Annotated in this window: 13 protein-coding genes; 4 read left to right on the forward strand and 9 right to left on the reverse strand. The window is 62.1% G+C overall.

The window, feature by feature from the left end; translation table 11 throughout:
• Positions 1–69: 69 nt before the first annotated feature.
• The 3 genes from I5L79_RS03735 to I5L79_RS03745 form a co-directional block, all read right to left on the reverse strand.
• Entirely contained in the window at positions 70–984 is a 915-nt protein-coding gene (locus tag I5L79_RS03735) for a YitT family protein (protein ID WP_196953696.1), read from the reverse strand.
• 202 nt (positions 985–1,186) lie between these two features.
• Positions 1,187–1,549 (reverse strand): hypothetical protein, encoded by a 363-nt coding sequence (locus I5L79_RS03740; RefSeq protein ID WP_196953697.1) that lies wholly within the window; start codon positions 1,547–1,549, stop codon positions 1,187–1,189.
• 91 nt (positions 1,550–1,640) lie between these two features.
• Complete coding sequence (locus tag I5L79_RS03745; protein ID WP_196953698.1) at positions 1,641–2,801, reverse strand: NAD(P)/FAD-dependent oxidoreductase; 1,161 nt, start codon at positions 2,799–2,801, stop codon at positions 1,641–1,643.
• Positions 2,802–3,057: 256 nt separating this feature from the next.
• Here I5L79_RS03745 and I5L79_RS03750 point away from each other — a divergent pair, with 256 nt between their 5' ends.
• Complete coding sequence (locus I5L79_RS03750) at positions 3,058–3,792, forward strand: L,D-transpeptidase family protein (protein ID WP_196953699.1); 735 nt, start codon at positions 3,058–3,060, stop codon at positions 3,790–3,792.
• A 69-nt stretch (positions 3,793–3,861) separates the two neighbouring features.
• On the opposite strand, the gene I5L79_RS03755 is transcribed toward I5L79_RS03750, so the two are convergent.
• Complete coding sequence (locus I5L79_RS03755; RefSeq protein ID WP_196953700.1) at positions 3,862–4,425, reverse strand: CatB-related O-acetyltransferase; 564 nt, start codon at positions 4,423–4,425, stop codon at positions 3,862–3,864.
• 71 nt (positions 4,426–4,496) lie between these two features.
• On the opposite strand from I5L79_RS03755, the gene I5L79_RS03760 reads away from it, so the two are divergent.
• Positions 4,497–5,057, forward strand: a complete 561-nt coding sequence (locus I5L79_RS03760) for an NUDIX hydrolase (protein ID WP_196953701.1) — start codon at positions 4,497–4,499, stop codon at positions 5,055–5,057.
• A gap of 146 nt (positions 5,058–5,203) precedes the next feature.
• Positions 5,204–6,289: a WD40 repeat domain-containing protein gene (locus I5L79_RS03765; protein WP_196953702.1), complete on the forward strand. Its 1,086-nt coding sequence runs from the start codon at positions 5,204–5,206 to the stop codon at positions 6,287–6,289.
• A 32-nt stretch (positions 6,290–6,321) separates the two neighbouring features.
• Here I5L79_RS03765 and I5L79_RS03770 read toward each other — a convergent pair whose 3' ends face one another.
• A complete protein-coding gene (locus tag I5L79_RS03770; RefSeq protein WP_196953703.1) occupies positions 6,322–7,716 on the reverse strand; it encodes a DUF5723 family protein in 1,395 nt (464 codons plus the stop codon).
• Between the two features lie 143 nt (positions 7,717–7,859).
• On the opposite strand from I5L79_RS03770, the gene meaB reads away from it, so the two are divergent.
• On the forward strand, positions 7,860–8,834 hold the full coding sequence (gene meaB, locus I5L79_RS03775; protein ID WP_196953704.1) for a methylmalonyl Co-A mutase-associated GTPase MeaB: 975 nt from the start codon (positions 7,860–7,862) through the stop codon (positions 8,832–8,834).
• Positions 8,835–8,897: 63 nt separating this feature from the next.
• Here the strand turns inward: meaB and I5L79_RS03780 are convergent, their stop codons facing one another.
• From I5L79_RS03780 to I5L79_RS03795, 4 genes are all read right to left on the reverse strand, one after another.
• Positions 8,898–10,697, reverse strand: coding sequence for a M61 family metallopeptidase (locus I5L79_RS03780; protein WP_196953705.1), 1,800 nt, complete (start codon positions 10,695–10,697; stop codon positions 8,898–8,900).
• A 78-nt stretch (positions 10,698–10,775) separates the two neighbouring features.
• Positions 10,776–13,397, reverse strand: coding sequence for a DUF5916 domain-containing protein (locus I5L79_RS03785; RefSeq protein WP_196953706.1), 2,622 nt, complete (start codon positions 13,395–13,397; stop codon positions 10,776–10,778).
• Between the two features lie 186 nt (positions 13,398–13,583).
• On the reverse strand, positions 13,584–16,277 hold the full coding sequence (locus I5L79_RS03790) for a M56 family metallopeptidase (RefSeq protein WP_196953707.1): 2,694 nt from the start codon (positions 16,275–16,277) through the stop codon (positions 13,584–13,586).
• Positions 16,274–16,672, reverse strand: coding sequence for a BlaI/MecI/CopY family transcriptional regulator (locus I5L79_RS03795; RefSeq protein WP_196953708.1), 399 nt, complete (start codon positions 16,670–16,672; stop codon positions 16,274–16,276). The genes I5L79_RS03790 and I5L79_RS03795 overlap by 4 nt, the downstream gene beginning before the upstream one ends.
• Positions 16,673–16,678 lie beyond the last annotated feature (6 nt).

The following is a 16,678-nucleotide window of genomic DNA, read 5'->3' on the forward strand; positions in this document are numbered from 1 at the left end:
ACAAAAAGCCCTGCCGTCCTCCCGGCAGGGCTTTTTTGTGCTATATGATTGAATGGCTGGTTAGATGGCTTAATGCAGCGGGCGCTTTTTCACGAGGCCGCCCTTGGTTTCGCGCACGCTGCTCATTACCACGAAAGCCTGCGGGTCGAGCTTGTCGATTTCCTCGGTGAGGCGGCCTACTTCCAGCCGGGTAACGACGGTGAAGATGATGTCGATGCCCTGGAGCCGGTCGCCGCGGGAGCCGTAGCCGCTTTTGCCGGAATAGAGCGTAGCGCCGCGGCCCAGGGTTTCGGTTACCATGCGGCGGATTTCCTCGCTGCGCTGCGAAATGATGGTGACGCCGGTGTACTCCTCAATGCCTTCGATAATGAAGTCAATGGTTTTGGCGGCCGAGAGGTAGGCCAGGATGGAATAAAGGGCCGTATCAATGGAAAGCAGAATGGCCGCCACTCCAAAGATGAGGATGTTGATAACCAGGATGATGTCGCCCACGGAAAGCGGGGTTCGGCGGCTGATGTAGACGGCCAGGATTTCGGTGCCGTCGAGCACAGCCCCGCCGCGCATGGCCAGCCCGATGCCCGCCCCCAGGAAAAAACCTCCGAACACGGCAATCAGCAGCTTGTCCTTGGCCAGCACCGGGAAGGAAATAACCAGCAGCACCAGCGCCAGCCCCAGAATGGCCAGAAACGTGCGCAGGGCAAATGCGCGACCCAGCTGGAAATATCCCAGAATGATGAAGGGAATGTTGATGACCACAATCAGCAGCGACAACGACACGCCCGTGAGCTGATTGGTGAGCAGGGAAATACCCGTTACGCCGCCATCGATGAACCCATTAGGAAGCAGGAAGCCCTTCAGGCCCAGGGCAGCGGAGAAAATACCGGCCACCACCAGGGCCACCTGTATTCCCTGGCGGCGTACCCAGCGGCGGCCCTCATGGATGGTATCGAAGGCCGCCTGGGTTTCCTGATCAAAGCTTTGCATAGGAGGCTGGGTTCCGTGAAGACGACGGGCCTTTTTGTCCCGCAGATGTTTGATGAATAGTTGCTGGAGTAGCATGAGGTTGCTGTTTTCTGCTTACGTAAGAACTGCCCGCTGCCAATCCTATCGACGGCATACCAGCCGTGCAACCAAAAACGGGGCGCGGCGAGGCAGTTGCAAGAAAATGTTTCGTCAGAAAGGCCCGCTACGGTGCGTTGGGGAATACACTGGCCCGCAGCCGCTGCACCTGCCCGGGAGAACCCGCAACCGGCGCAACGGCCGCAGCGGCAACGTAGGGTAAGCAGCTGTAAGCCACAGGCACCCCGATACTGTTTGCCGGAAGCCAGCAGGTACCGCCAACGCCGGGCGCATGGTCGTCGGCCGGGGTAAGGGCAGCCTGGTAAGCCGCCTCTATGATTCGCCACTGCGGGTGCGGGTTGCCATCGGCAGCGCGCAGGTAGTGCGTAGCCTTAGGGGTAGCGGCTCCGTGCGCTAAGCCTAGGCTCCCACCGCACAGCAAGGCTGCCAGCAGAACCAGGCGCAGGAGGATGGAGGCAACAGAAGGCACGGGCAAACCGGATAGCAAAGACGAAGGACCGCCCTGCTTTTACAACGCGGAGGCTGGCGGAAAGTTAATAAAAGGCCCCAAACGTACCATCTTAGCCTATCAGCCGCACCAGCCGACGCTGCAGACCGGGCAGCCGGGCCAGCCAGAAGCCCACTTGCAGCAACCCCGGCCACGCCGCCAGCAGGCGCATGAGCCGGTAGCTGCGCTGCAGGCGGCGGCCCAGCTTCTGCTGCACGGCCGCTTCATACTGCCGTAGATAGGGAAGGCTGAAATCCTGGCTCTGAAAACACCGCACTACCTGCTCTGCTGCCAGGATACCGCTAATCACCGCCTTGTCGATGCCGTGGCCCTGCAGTGGGTCGATAAGGGAGGCAGCATCGCCAGCCAAGAGGCAGCGGGTAGCTGCCAGCGGCAGACGGCGCCCGGCCAGCGGCAAGCCAAACCCGGTTACTTCCGACAGCTGCCGGGCTCCGGCAAACCGCCCGACCAGCTGCGGATGCTGCCTTAGTAACTGCGCCAGGGCCTGTTTCATATCCACCCGCCGCTCGGCCACCTGCGCCGACAGCAACCCGAACCCCACGTTGTACACGCCCCCGCCCACCGGAAACACCCAGCAGTAGCCGGCGGGGTAGTCACGCAGAAAGTAAAACTCGCTCGTGTGCTCATCGAACCCCGTGAGGCCGGTGTAATAGGCGCGCACGGCCGCACAGTGGTAGCGCCGGTCGAGGGGGCGCGGCAGCACCTTGCGCACGGCCACGGAGTTGGCTCCGTCGCAGGCCAGCAGCAGTTGGGCCGAAAGGGGCAGCTGTGTAGGATCGGCCAGCACCAGCTCTACCCCCTGCTCATCGGTGCGCACGTCGCGCACGGCGTGATTTTCGAGGATGGTAGTCTGCGTGTGGCGGCGCACCAGCTGCAGCAGCTGGAAGTCGAAATCCTGGCGCGGGCTGTTAAATGTAGGTTTCTGCCAGTGTACTACCAGCTCCTGCCCGCCCGGCCCCACCAGCCGGCTGGCTTTGGCCGGCGCCTGGGGCTGCACGGCCACCAACTCCTGGTACCAGCTTTCCGAAAGGCGCCGGATGGCCGTGAGCGTGGGGCCCGGAATGGCGTCGCCGCACACCTTGTCGCGTGGGAAATGGGCTTTGTCTACCAGCGCCACGCGCAGGCCGTGGCCGTGCAAAGCCAGCGCCGCCGCGGTGCCCGCCGGCCCGGCTCCCAGAATAAGGACATCGTAGTGGTGAGGCAGCAAAGTCACGCGGCAGGCCGGTAAGTGGGCAGTCAAAGGTAAGCTGCCCCGGCTTGTTGCCGTTACCCGCCGCGTGGCCCCGGTGGCGTTGAACAACTCCCGCAGCTGCACCAGGAAAGCGGGCGGGGCAAGTCCGGCCCCTGCGGGCTGTTTTTTCTGTTTCCTCTATATAGAGTGCATACTATGCCGTATTTTTCCAGCGTTACCTCATCATTGCAGCTTGTCTGAACGGCCCGGGGCGGGGTTCAGCAGCTCACACGTTTCTATGCGTTTATTGATAGTTTGGGCCGGCATGCTGCTGGCTACGTGCGGACAGCCGCAATGGTCGTTTCGGGAGGATCAGCTGCAGTTTTCGCGGGTGCGCGCCGCTTACCAGCACCACCTGAGTACGGTGCAGGCGCTTTTCGCGAGTCATGGCATCGATCCGCAGCGGCCAGAGCTGTTTGTGCGGGCCATCAAAACCAGGCGGCAGCTGGAAGTGTGGGGGCGCACCAGCGGCCAGGGCGCCTATCAGTTGCTGCGCGCCTACCACATTGCGGCCACCTCGGGCACGCTGGGCCCCAAGCGCCGCGAGGGCGACCTGCAGGTGCCCGAGGGGTTCTATTTTATTGACCGTTTCAACCCCAGCAGCACCTTTCACCTTTCGCTGGGTTTGAACTACCCCAACGCTGCCGACCGTCAGCGTAGTGACCCGCAGCATCCGGGCGGCGACATCTTCATCCACGGCTCCAACGTCACCATTGGCTGCCTGCCCATCACCGACGAGAAGATTGAGGAGCTGTACGTGCTGCTGGTAGAAGCCCGCACGGGCGGTCAGGAGCAGATTCCGGTGCATATTTTCCCCTTTGACCTCACCCCTGCCAACCTCACGGCCCGCGCCAGCAGCCCCCACCACAGCTTCTGGCAGGAGCTGGCCCCCGGCTACCGCTACTTCGAGCAGCACCGTCAGCTGCCTACCGTGGATGTTACCGCCGAGGGCAGCTACGCAGTGGCCCCGTAGCCTATGCCCTGATTCAAAACAAAGTAACATAGTGCGAACTACATAGTCCGCGCCAGCTCTCGAAACGTACTACGCCGCCGTTTGCACCAGGTATTCCAGGTTGCGGGCGTGGATGGCACGACGGTGGCGCGCCAGCTTGGCGGGCGACCAGTTCCACCACGCCAGCTGCTGCAGCCGGGCCGCAAGCGCCGGAGGAAACCGCTGATGGACGACGGTAGCGGGGTTGCCGGCCACCACTGCAAACGGGGGCACGTCTTGGGTTACTACGCTTTTCGTGGCTACGATGGCGCCGTTGCCAATGCGCACGCCGGGCATAATCTGCGCCTGGTAGCCAATCCAGACGTCGTGCCCCACCAGGATACCGTGTGCCGCCGACGGGTGGCTGGTCTGGCTTCCACCGCTCAACATAAACTTCACACCCGAGGCAATCATACAGAAGCGTCCGATGCGCAGCCGCGCCTGGTTGCCGGGCTGCTCCACCAGCACGTTTTGCGGAAAAGAGCAGGGAAAATCAAAGTTGTTGTAGTACGTATAGTCGCCCACCTCAATGTGCGGGTCAGACACCAGGTCTTTCAGGAAAGTCAGGCGTTTGGGCGCGCCCGGCCGTGGGGCAGAGCCAGCTAGAGTAGGCATAGCGTGGGGGAATAACGTAGAACATCGGCATGAACAGATACTAAGCTATGAAATTGCCGTAGTTTGGCAATATGTCTGCTCCCCGTTCTCTGGATGATATTCCGATGCCCGCCAACCTGCGCGACTCAGCCGTGCTGGTGCCCATCTTTCGCGACGCGGCCGGCGAGCTGCACGTGGTGATGGTGCGCCGCGCGGCCTTTGGTGTGCACGGCGGCCAGCTGGCTTTCCCTGGTGGCAAGCCCGAGCCCGCCGACACCGATCTGCAGGCCACGGCCCTGCGTGAAGCCCAGGAAGAAGTCAGCCTCTCCCCTGCCAATGTGGAAGTTCTAGCCCAGCTGCCCACAGTGGACGTGCCTTCGGGCTTCCGAATTACACCCTACCTGGGGCACATCCGCCGGCCCGAGGCGTGGCAGTGGCAGGCCGCCGAAATTGATGAAGTGCTGGAAATTCCCCTGCGCCACCTTGCCGACGTGGCCACACACACAGAGGAAATCTGGCAGCTGCCCGGCTGGCCCGACGCGCGCCGTGTACCCTTCTACCGGGTGGGCAACAACTATCCGCTCTGGGGCGCCAGCTACCGCATCCTACAGCCGCTGCTCCCCCGCCTGCTGGCCGGTGAGTGGGCGTTTTGAATGTGCTGATGTGCTAAGGTGGTGTGTGTCATGGCGAGCAAAGCGAAGGAATGACAGCCATTTTCATTGAACACCACTTTGGCACGAAATTGCGTTTTAACGCCGTAGCCAGGGTCGGCGGACCAGTACGACCGGGCTTTCTGCGTATGAAACGACTGTTCTTTCTGTGTGCTGTGCTTTGGCTGCCGCTGGTGGCGGCGGTGGCCCAGGTCAACCAGAGCATCTGGTATTTTGGCAATCAGGCGGGCCTTAGCTTTGCCGGCGGGCAACCCACCCCGCTCCTGGACGGCAAGATGAACACCTACGAAGGCTGCGCCGTGGCCACCAACGCCCAGGGCCAGCTCTTGTTCTACACCAACGGCGTAAACGTCTGGAACCGGGAGCACCGCCTCATGCCCAACGGCCGCCGCCTGATGGGCGACGCCAGCAGTGCCCAGAGTGCTCTTATCGTGCCCGACCCCGGCAGCGCCAACGTGTTCTACATCTTCACCACCGACCTGCAGGGCCACGGCAACGGCCTGCGCTACTCGGTAGTAGACCTCACCCGCGACAATGGCCTCGGCGACGTGCCCCGCGCCAATCTGCTGCTCATCACGCCGGTAGCCGAAAAGCTGGCCGCCGTGCCCCACGCTAACGGCCGCGACGTATGGGTGGTGGCGCACCGCTGGAACTCCAATGCCTTTGTGACCTACCGTGTGACAGCCGAGGGCGTAGACGCCACGCCCATTCTGAGCAACGTGGGGAGTATGTACGCCGGGCCGGGGCGCAACGCCATCGGCTGCCTGAAGTTCTCGCCCGACGGCACCCAGCTGGCTACAGCCATCTGGCGTGAAACCAACAAGTTCGAGGTTTTCAGCTTCGACCGCAACACGGGGCTGGTGAGCAACCCGCGCCAGTTCGGGCCTTACGAGGAAGCCTACGGAGTGGAGTTTTCGCCCGATGGCAGCAAGCTCTATGGCACCAGCAACGGCGTAGGCGGCGGCGACGCCCAGATCTGGCAGTTCGACCTGCGCACTGGCCAAGCTGTGAGCATAGGCAAATCAGCCAACCGCAAAGTGGGCTCTATGCTGCTTGGCCCCGATGGTCGCATCTACATAGCCCGCGAAGACAACCCGTACCTGGGCGTTATTCAGAATCCCAACGCCGCCGGGCAGGCCTGCCAGTACGTGGATGAAGGCCTGCACCTGGCCGGCCGCCGCAGCCGCCTCGGCCTTCCTAACTTCATTCGATAAGCCGAAACGACTGATTCCTACCTGATGATAACCTACTGCGTCTTACCAAAACGGAACCGCAGAAATCCGGCCGCGCCCGATACGTAGGGGTTCGACTTGGACAGCAGGCCCGTTACGTCGCGGGTGCTGATGCCGGCTTCGTAGATGGGGGTGGTAAGCGTGATGCCCAACGGAATACCAAAACCGTAGCCGGCACCGCCATTTACGCCGCTGCTCAGCCGCAGCCAGTGCCACGGCTTGTAGTCCAGTGCGGCGCCCACGAAGGTATTGGGCAGGCTCCCGGCAATCTGGTTGAGCGGGGTGGAGACTTCCACGCCGGCTTCCAGGTTTTCGCTCACGCGCAGCCCCGCGCCTATGCGCAGCTTGGTAGGCAGATTTTTCTTTAGCTCCTGCCCCGGCTGGTACACAAACAGGCTGTCGGTGCCGGCCGCGAAGATGCGGGCCGCCTCGGTGAAGAAGTCGTAGCTGTCGACGCCATCGGATTGGAGCTGTTTGATGCGCTGGTCCTGGGCCGTGAGCAGGTTACCGTCCCATTTCATCCGGCCAATGTCGGTGATAGATACGCCCACACGCAGCAGCTTGCCCGCTTCCATCGCCAGGCCCACATCGAAGCCGTGTCCCTCCCCCACGGGCTGCAGGCCGCTGGCCCGCTCCCGTAGGTTGAAACCCGGCTGCGTGGCCACCTTGCCATAATCGACGTCGAACAGCGGGGAAAGCGCCGAGTACGCCGTGGATTTGCCATCGGCCACCTGCACGTCGAGCACGCCTACGCCCTGAATGTAGCGGTAGCCTACGCCGCCCGACAGCCGGAACATGGGCAGATCCACCAGCTGACGCCCGAATGCGAAGTTGAATTCGTTGTACCAGGCCAGCTGAATCCTGGTGCCATCAAGGGCCTCGGAAACCAGCGGGGCCGTGGCGGGCTCGAAGTTCTGGAAGATAGGCGCTTCCCGGCCCAGGAACATGATTTCGGCCGCATTCTTATTGAGGCCCACGTGGGAACTCAGGCGCTGCCGGTTGCTGAAAGCCACCGTACCAAACACTGGCAGGCTCACGGATACTGCTACGGTGGTAGCGTCGGCGTTCAGGTTCAGGGCCTGGTCGGAGGTGAAGTCGCGGGCCAGCCCTTGTTTTTCGGCCTGCGTCAGCTCCCGACCCGAGGCGTCGATAAACCGCTTAATGGTAGCCCGCGTGAGCGACTGGGAGCCTATGCCCAAGCCAAACTCGCCCACGGTAAAGGCAATTTTGGGCGAGCCTACCCGCGCCAGATTGCCGGGGTTGACGCCGATGGCCTGGTAATCAGTAGCGAAGGTAACGCCCAGCCCGCCCCGACCCACCTGCGCGAAGTTGCTGAAGTCGGTCTGGGCCTGCAGCAGTTGCGGTGCTCCCAGCAGCGCGGCCGCCAGCCAGTAAGAAAGGTGTTTCATAGCAAAAATGTAGCGTAAGCTTTAGCTTGCGGCGGTGGGTTGGCGCCCGGTTGCGTACACCAGCCCGCAGCAGCCCGCCACAACCTGGCGGGCTCCGCTTCTCACCTGCCGCAAGCTAAAGCTTACGCTACAGTATTCCTCTCTTGGCCAAGCGCTTTTCCGTTTCTGAATATACCGACGGCCTGCTGGCTGGCAACCGCCTCGTGTTGAGCCGGGCTATTACGCTGGTAGAAAGCACCCTGCCCAGCGACCAGCACCTGGCCCAGCAGGTTCTCGACCAGGTGTTGCCGCACACCGGGCGGGCCGTGCGCCTGGGCATTACGGGCGTACCGGGCGTGGGCAAAAGCACCTTCATCGAAGCCCTGGGGCTGCATCTCGTGGCCCAAGGCAAGCGCCTCGCCGTGCTGGCCGTCGACCCCAGCTCGCCCCGCAGCGGCGGCAGCATTCTGGGCGACAAAACCCGCATGCAGCAGCTGTCTATGCACCCGCAGGCGTACATCCGGCCCTCCCCGGCAGGCCGCTCCCTGGGCGGTGTTACGCGCAGCACCCGCGAGGCCATGCTGCTGTGCGAGGCAGCTGGCCACGACGTGATTTTCGTAGAAACCGTGGGCGTAGGCCAGAGCGAAACCGCCGTCCACGGCATGGTCGATTTTTTTCTGCTGCTGATGCTGGCCGGCGCCGGCGACGAGCTCCAGGGCGTAAAGCGCGGAATCATGGAAATGGCCGATGCCGTGACCATCACCAAAGCCGACGGCCCCAACGAAACCGCTGCCCGCCGGGCCCGCCGCGAGTACCAGAACGCCCTGCACCTGTTTCCGCTGGGCTCTTCGGGCTGGAGCCCACCCGTGACTACCTGCTCGGCTCTTTCGGGTGCGGGCGTGCCCGAGGTGTGGCAGGAAGTGGAGCGCTACGTGCAGCATGCCCGGCAAAACGGCTACTTCGAGCAGCGCCGCCAACAGCAGCACCTGCACTGGCTGCACGAGGCCATTCGTCAGGGACTGGAGGAACAGTTCTATGCCCGCCCCGCTGTGCAGGCCCAGCTTGACACCGTGCGTCAGCAGGTGCTCAGTGGACAGCGCTCAGCGTTTGGCGCCGCTACCGAGCTGCTGGGCTTGTAATCAAAACGCATAAAAAAGCCCTCTGCTAGATGTCAGAGGGCTTTTCGGCGAAGTGCAAACTACCTACAGGTTTTTCAGCCAGGCCTGGCGAAGGGCCAGCTGGGCGGGGGTGGCCTGCGGGTCGAGGGCAAAGTTGTAGCGCTTTACTTCGTCGCGGGCTATAGTGCGGCAGCGGACTTTCTTTTCCGCGCCGTCGTGCCGGATGGTTAGCTCCACTTCCGCGCCGGGCGTGCCGCTCTGCATGGCCGTGAGGGTCTGGCGCATGTTGGCGGGGGTGATGGGCGTGCCGTTGTAGGCCACGAACTGGTCGCCTTTGCTTACGCCACAGGCCTGCAGCGTGGAACTTACCTCCGCAAACCCAATGCCGGCGGGCAGCATACCGTAGCTGTTGGTACCCAGGGAAGCCAGCTGGCGGCCGGTGCGCAGGCTGGCATCGTAGCGGATACCGGCTTTAGCGTAGTACTCCTGCAGTGGCAGCGGCTCGGCGTTTTCCACGTAGCGCGTGAAGAAGTCCCGGATTTCGGGGTAGGTCAGCTTGGTGAAATCGTCGAAGAAGTTCTGCTCGCTCACTGGCTTACTGGGACCGTACTTTTTGGCTAGCTCCAGCAGCACGTCGCGCAGGCCGCGCTTGCCGCCCGAGAGCTCCAGCAGGCGCACATCCAGCAAGGCCGCCGTCATGGCCCCGCGCTGGTAGATGTTGCCGTACTGCTGCTGGCCTTCGTCGGTGAAGGACTGCAGGCCCAGGCGCTTGAGCGAGTACGTAGTATCGGCGCGCAGGTGGTCGTAGGCTACTTTATCGTGCAGGGTCGTGAGGTAATTGTCGAGGGACGTGAGGCCGCCGCGCAGCTGCATCATGTGGGCGGCCCACTCCGTGGTGCCTTCATAGAGCCACAAATGCTGGGAGCCGGTGGGCTGCACGAAGTTGAACTGCTCAATGATTTCGGAGTGGATGTTGAGCGGGGTCACGATGTGAAAGAACTCGTGGGCGGCCATATCAGTAATCTGCTGGGCGTACTCGGGTGTGAGCGGCTGTTCCTGCAGGGTGTACTCCGAGCTGTAGGAATGCTCCCAGGCGCCCTGGCTCTGGTCTTCGAAGTGGTACAGAAACGCGTAGCGCTTCACCGGCAGCTGCACCAGAAAGCTCTGCGCGGCGCCCAGCATCTTCTGCATATCGGCCAGCAGCGGCCCCGCCTTGATTTGGTCGGTTTTGGAGTAGCAGTACAGGGCCACTTCGGCGTCGCCCAGCTTGGTGGTAGCCTCCGTGAGACGGCCGAGCAGAATGGGCGAATCCACGGCGTGGTCGTAATTTTTAGCGTGGTAGTAGCCCTGGGCATCGGAGGTGAGGGCCGAGCCGGCCTGCCAGCCGCTGGGGTAGTTGATTTTCAGGCGGAGCGGCTGGCCCTGCATGCCCTGCGGGTAGCCCAGAATGGTTTGGCCGTTGAGCAGGGCGTGGTCCTGCTCCAGCGAAGAGCCGCACATGCGGTAAATGCGGTGGTCCTTGACCGGCGTATCCCAGGTTTCGGCAATGGTGTAGCGGATTTCGCGGGTATGGGTAGGGTCGGCCAGCTGCCACTGGTTGGTGGAAAGCTGCTTGCTTTCCAGCGGCTTGCCGGCCTTATCGAAGGCCTCGAACTTGCGCACGAAGCGGCCCATGTCCATCACCTGATACGTGCCCGGCGCGGTGGAGGCAAACTGGTAGATGGCCTGGTCTTTCTTCAGCTTTTTGGGTAGCTGCAGCGTCACCTGGAACTCGTCGGTGGAGCGGGCCGGGTCGATGCTGACGGTGTAGGTTAGCTCCGAACCCGCCAGGGCCGAGGTCAGGGGCAGCAGCGCCAACAGGGCACCGGATACAAGAATTTTCATGAAAAATGAACGGGGTGGAAGAAACGAAAAAGCGCCCCGTCCTCAACTGGCCGGGGCGCAAAGTACGCTGCTATGCAGCTACGAACGGAGCTTGCGCAGGGTCAGGTAGTCGAGGTAGTACAGGATTTTGATGGACACGTTGTTGTTGTGGGGTGTGTTTATGGTGTTGCTCAGGTTGTCGAAGTAAAGCGGCGTAGCCTCGTTAGCCAGCAGTTGGGTGCTGCCGGCGTTTTTCCACACCACGCTCACCTGGGAGCCGGGCGCAAACCACCAGGCGTACACCGCATCTACGTTGAAGGCGTTGAAGGTATTGTCGCGGTTGCGTTGGTAGTCCACGGGGTTTTCAATACCGTTAGGGCCCAGTTGGGCAAAATCCTGGTAGCGCACGGTACTGGTGTAGTGGCGTGTGCGCACGGTGAGGGACATGCGGTTGGTAAACGTATAACCCATCGACAGAACGTTGGATACCGTCACCACCCGGCGGCGGCCCAAAAGCACGTTCTTGGGCTGCAGCCCCAGCAGCGCATTGCCACCTAATTCCCGGATAATAGCCCTATCCAGCGGATCATTGCTGTCGAGCCCGCCATTCACAAAGCCGATCTGGTTCTGGTTCTGCTCCCAGTCGATGCTATAGCGGAAGTTGAGCTTGTTGTTGACCCGGTAGCGCGGCGAAAACGACAACGAATAGCTCGTCCGGCGCGGGCGCTCCAGGCGCCTGTCCTCCACGTACTGCCGCGTGCCCCCACTCAGGTCCCAGGCCAGCTTTTTCCGATAGTCCGTCGACACGAAAGCACTGAAGCCGGCTCTGGTCGGCACGCGCACATAGTACTCGCCCAGCGGATACTTGCGCGGCTCGTAGAAGTCGTTGCGGGCCGGGTCTATACTCAGGTCGAAGCCGGTGGTAATAAAGCTTTTGGTGAACGTGGTTTGCGTACCCCCAGCAATGCTGACATCCTGATAGCGCGTGGGTCGGTAAAGCAGCGAATGACTGAGATTAAACCAGTTATACAGGTTGTTTACCTTCCAGAACGGCTTATAAATGTTGTAGTTGGCGTACAGATTCTGCGAAATATTGTTGTTACCGAACAGGATGCCCAGGTCGTTGGGGTTGTAGTGGTCCGACTCGATACCGTGGTTCACGCCCCAGGTGAAGGCCCCGCTGATCTTACCGAACCCTACCTGATACTTATAGCCATCCTGATCATCGATGGGGGTCGAAGAACCGAATTCGGTGCCGCGGCGGCGTGAGTACACCACCCGGCCGTCGATGGCGTAGGAGTTCTTTTTGTTTGCAAAGCGAAACAGGCCGCCCGTTACGTTGGCATCATAGGTGCTGCCCAGGCGCGTCACGTTGGTGTTGATCAGCGACACGTAGGAGTTGTTTTTCAAACTCTGATCCAGCACGAAGATGTTGTAGTTCGAGAACGGCTGCGTGAGAATACGCCGCTCCTTGCCGTCCACCGAGTCGCGGGCTATGGCGTACACATCGTTGCTGAGGGCATTAAACAAGCCCACGCCCAAACCCTTGCTGGTGCGCCCCGAAATCTTGGTGGCATTGAGCAGGCGCGTTACGCCCGGGTCCGACACCAAAACTTCGCCCGGGATGTACTCGCCTTTCTCGTTTTCACCTCCGGCCCGCAGTTTGTCGCTGGCCGTACCAAACCCGATGGGGGTAGCGCCCACGCGGCGGGAGTAGAACAGGTTGCCCTTGTTGAAGAGCTCCGTGCCTTCGGTGAAAAACTGGCGGTTTTCCTGAAACTGCACCTCAAAGGGCGAGAGGTTGAGCACCTGGTTGTCGCTCTGCACCTGCCCAAAGTCCGGCACCAGCGTGGCGTCCAGCGTGAAGCTTTCGTTGATGCCCCATTTCACGTCGGCCCCGCCGTTGAAGCTGGTGCTGGTGTTGCGCGTGCCCTGCTCCTTATAGGGGTAGTGGTTGGCGTAGGCCGAAATGTAGGGCGTGAGCGAGAGGCGCAGCGGGGGCTTGATGTCGCGCAAACCCGTGAGCACGCCCCATTGGTTTACAAAGCCATCCACGGCGGGCTTCACCTCACTCCAGAAAAAGCCCTGGCGCAAACTCTGGCGGTTGCGCATAAACTGCAGGCCCCACGACTGCTCGGCCTGGGTGCTGAAGCGAATAGCCGAATACGGAATCCGCATTTCCGCTATCCAGTCGGTGCCGCGGATGGCCGTGCGCGAGTCCCACACGGCGTTCCAGGCGAAGTCCTCGCCGCTGGCGGGCGAGTAGCGCGCATCGGCCTGCACCCCGCCCGTGGTCACGAAGAAGCCGTAGCCGTTGATTTTGTCGCGGTACGTATCAAGGAAAATACCGAAAAAGTCGGTATTGGGCAGGTTGTCCCGCTCGCCTAGCTCCCGGAAGATGGAGTCCTGGGCCACGTCGTGCATGATGGCGCCCACGTAGATGGCGGCATCATCGTAGAGGATGCGCACCTCAGTAGGGTGCTTTTCGTGGGGACCGGGGTTGGGTCGGTTCTGAATGAAATCGGTGGCTATGGGGGCCTGCTGCCAGATGGGCTCATCGAGCAGGCCATCCAGTTTAATGGCTTCGGTAATACGCACCGCTTGCAACTGGCGTACTGCAGCGGGTGCAGCGGCCGGGGCGGGCGCGGGGGCGGTTTGTGCCAGGGCGCTGCTGAGCACCAAGCTCAGCCCAGCCAGCAACAGGAAACCTGCACGTAACATGGAGAAAGAAAAAGAAAGTAGATGGTAGACCGAAGCAAAGTTTGCGGAGGAAAGAGCGGACGCGGCCAGCAGGCCGGCAGCTGAAGTGCAGCCATAGATACCTATACCCCCGCTACCGTTGCCTCCGGCTGAACAATAGGCACAAAAAAACCGGCGGCTTCAGTTGCCACCGGCTTTCTGCATCCATTATTCACTCACTGAAATCTGGAAGGTTTGCTTGTTTTTCCGGCCTGCCGTCGGCTCGGGCATATCGAGCATACGGCGGTATTTGCGGGCCATTTCGGCTGATTGAGTTTTGCCATTCACGCTTAGGCCGTCGTCGTTGAGCTGAAACTGGAAGCTTTTTTCCGTGGCTCCGAGCAGGCCATCCTTGCGCAGCTCCTGCCGGATGCGGTTGGAATCGAGGCGCGGAGGGGCGGGTGGAGCCGGTGGCGCGGGGGCATCCGCGGCGCGGGGTGCCTGCGGGGCCCGAGGAGCCTGGAACCCCTGAGGTGCGCGAGGCACCTGAGGCGGCCGGGGCGGCGCCGGTGGGCTCACGTAGCTGCGGCTGGTGCTATTGCTGCGGCGCGTTATCACGAAGGATCCGGTGGTGAGCTTGCGACCCGCTTTAGCGGTAAAGAGGCGCAGATACTTGTCTCGCACGGTGGTCGGCAGCTTTTTGCCGTTCACCGTCATTTCGCGGGCATTCAGGTTCAGCTGGTAGTTGTTGCGGTTTTTGATCAGCCCGTCGTTCAGCATCTGCTGGCTGAGGGCCTCTTCCACTTTGTTGTCTGCCCGGCGGGCTTCATCGGCGCGGAGCATTTCCTTGTCGTGCTCCCGCATGGCTTCGTCGTGCAGGCGCATAGTCTCATCGTGGCCGCGCATGTCGTCGTCGAGCTCACGCATTTCGCGGTCATACTCGCGCATGGCTTCGTCGTGTAGACGCATGGCCTCATCGAACTGGCGCTCCTGCGCGCTGTTGCGGTCATCGTCGGCCTCCTGCCGGGCGTCGGCCAGCCGTTCGCGCAACTCAGCACGCTGCTCCTGCAGCCGCTCCCGGGCTTCCTGAATCTGCTCTTTTTCTTCTTCGCTATCAGCTTCGCGGTAGGCTTTATTGAGCTTTAGCTCAGCCTGGCGCAGAGCTTCATCCGTTACCTCCGTCCAGTCCTTGTTGTCCCCAAACGACTGGGTGCCATCGAGGTAAAACGTGTGCCCCTGGCTTCCACGCTTCAGCCAGAAACGGTTTTTCTCCCGTTCGGCCTGGGCGCGCGACAACTGCCGGAGCGTAGCCATATCCCGCTGGTTGGGCACCTGCATCCACACCTGCGGGCTGGGTGCGTTGCCGAACTGGAACTGAAATACCTCATTGGGCTCGTTGCGCATCACGTAGCCATTGGGCGCTACCCGAATAACCTGGGTGGACGTTTTGGCTTTTTTGCCGGGCCTGGCAGCCGTTTCCACGGGCTGGCCGTTCACCGTCAGATTGGTTACGCGGCCTTTCTTGTCTTTCTCGATAACTACCGTGCTGGCCCCCTGGCCCGGCTCAAACCGGCGGCTGGCGCCGTCCACTATCACCACCTGCTCGGATGAGCGGCTGCGTGTGCCTTTGCGGTGGGGTTTTTCGTCGGCAGGCGTTTCATCCGTGGCTTCCACTTCGGCTGGTACTTTGGCAACCAGCGGAGTCGTTGTTTCGGTGCTGGTAGAGGACGTGGTAGAAGTCGACTGCTGCTTGGTCGTGTCTTCGGAGGTGAAAGCGTCCGGCAACAGGTTGCCCAGTGGGTTACGGGGGTGCGTGAGGGGGCGTGGGTCGGCCAGGGCTACGGCGGTGGTCAGCAGCATCAGGCCGCCCAGCACCACGCAAGCCGCCATAAAGCCCTCCGTAAAGGTGGGCGCCGTGCGGCCCTGCACCAGCCGGCGCACCCGGCCTAAGAGCGTACCACGGCTGCCTACAGCGGCCATAGCCAGTTGGGGTGTGAGGCGCGGTGAAAGGTTTAGCTCGGCCAGGGCGGTGAGGGCGCGGGCCAGCGTGAGCGGATTGCCACCTACCAGAGCGGTAGCCGTATCGTCGCAGCAGTTTTCGCGCTCCACCCGCATAGTGGCCGTCACAAACCACACGGCGGGGTGGTAGAAGAACAGGATTTCGGCTACCGACTGCACCAGATTCATCAGGTAGTCGCGGCGGGCTACGTGGGCCAGCTCATGGGCAAGGATAGCTTCCAGATAGGTGTTACTCAGGCCCGTGACTGTGCCCAGGGGCAGCAGAATGGCCGGCTTCAGGTGGCCAACCACCATGGGCACGCGCACCAACGCCGATTCCAGCAAAGCTACCGGGCGCTGAAGGTTTGCCTTATCGGCCAGGGCCCCCAGGCGGTGCTGCCACTCCACGCCCAGCGGCTGCACGCGGTAGTGTCGCAGGCGCTGCACGTAGGCCAGCCCACCCAGCAGGCGCAGCGTCATGGCCAGCAGCCCCAGCAGCCAGGCCGTTACCAGCACGGGCAGGTTCTGGTCGAAATAACGCTGCCAGGCAGCCAGCGGGCCAAGCGGGGCATCCTCATCGGCCACGACCAGCGCCGGAGCTTCGGTCGGTGCTATGGTTGGCGTGCCGGTAGCCTGCCAGGAAGCCAGCCGTACGTTGGCGTCATTGCTCGCCTGGAAAGATGACGGCACCTCAACCAACGCGGCGTAGTAGTAGCGTCCGAAGGTGACGGAAGCCAGCAGCAGCATAGTGCCCAGCGCGAGGCCGGCTACGCGGTAGCGCACGGTAGCCGTGTGCCGGCGCAGCACCAGCAGCAGGCCGCCCAGGGCCAGGGCAACCACGGCGCCCTGCCACAGGGAGTGAACGAGCGTCCAGCCCAAAGCCCGTACCAGCGCGGGCGACAACGTTTGTTCGAGCCAGTTCATTGGGCGGAGTCGTTTTGGTTTTCGATTTCGTCGAGCAGGTGGCGGATCTGGTTTAGCTCCTCCTGGGAGGTGCTGCGGTTGCCCAGGGCCTGCATCACCATTTTCAGGGCCGAGCCGCCAAACGTGGCGTCCAGAAACCGGTCGAGCAACAGGCCCTGGGTTTCTTCCTGGCGCACGGCGGCGCGGTACACGTGGGTTTTGCTGTCGTCGTCGCGTAGCACCAGGCCCTTGTCCAGCATCAGCTGTAGCAGCTTCAGGGTGGTGGTGTAGCCTATCTCCCGCTTTTCGCTGAGGTAGTCGTTCACGAAACGGACGGTACTGGGGCCGTGCTGCCATAGCACCTGCAGAATTTCCAGCTCCGATTCCGTAGGTTTGGCCGGGGGTGATTTGCTCATAGCTCA

The sequence above is a fragment of the Hymenobacter guriensis genome (assembly GCF_015773195.1).
Lineage (GTDB): Bacteria > Bacteroidota > Bacteroidia > Cytophagales > Hymenobacteraceae > Hymenobacter > Hymenobacter guriensis.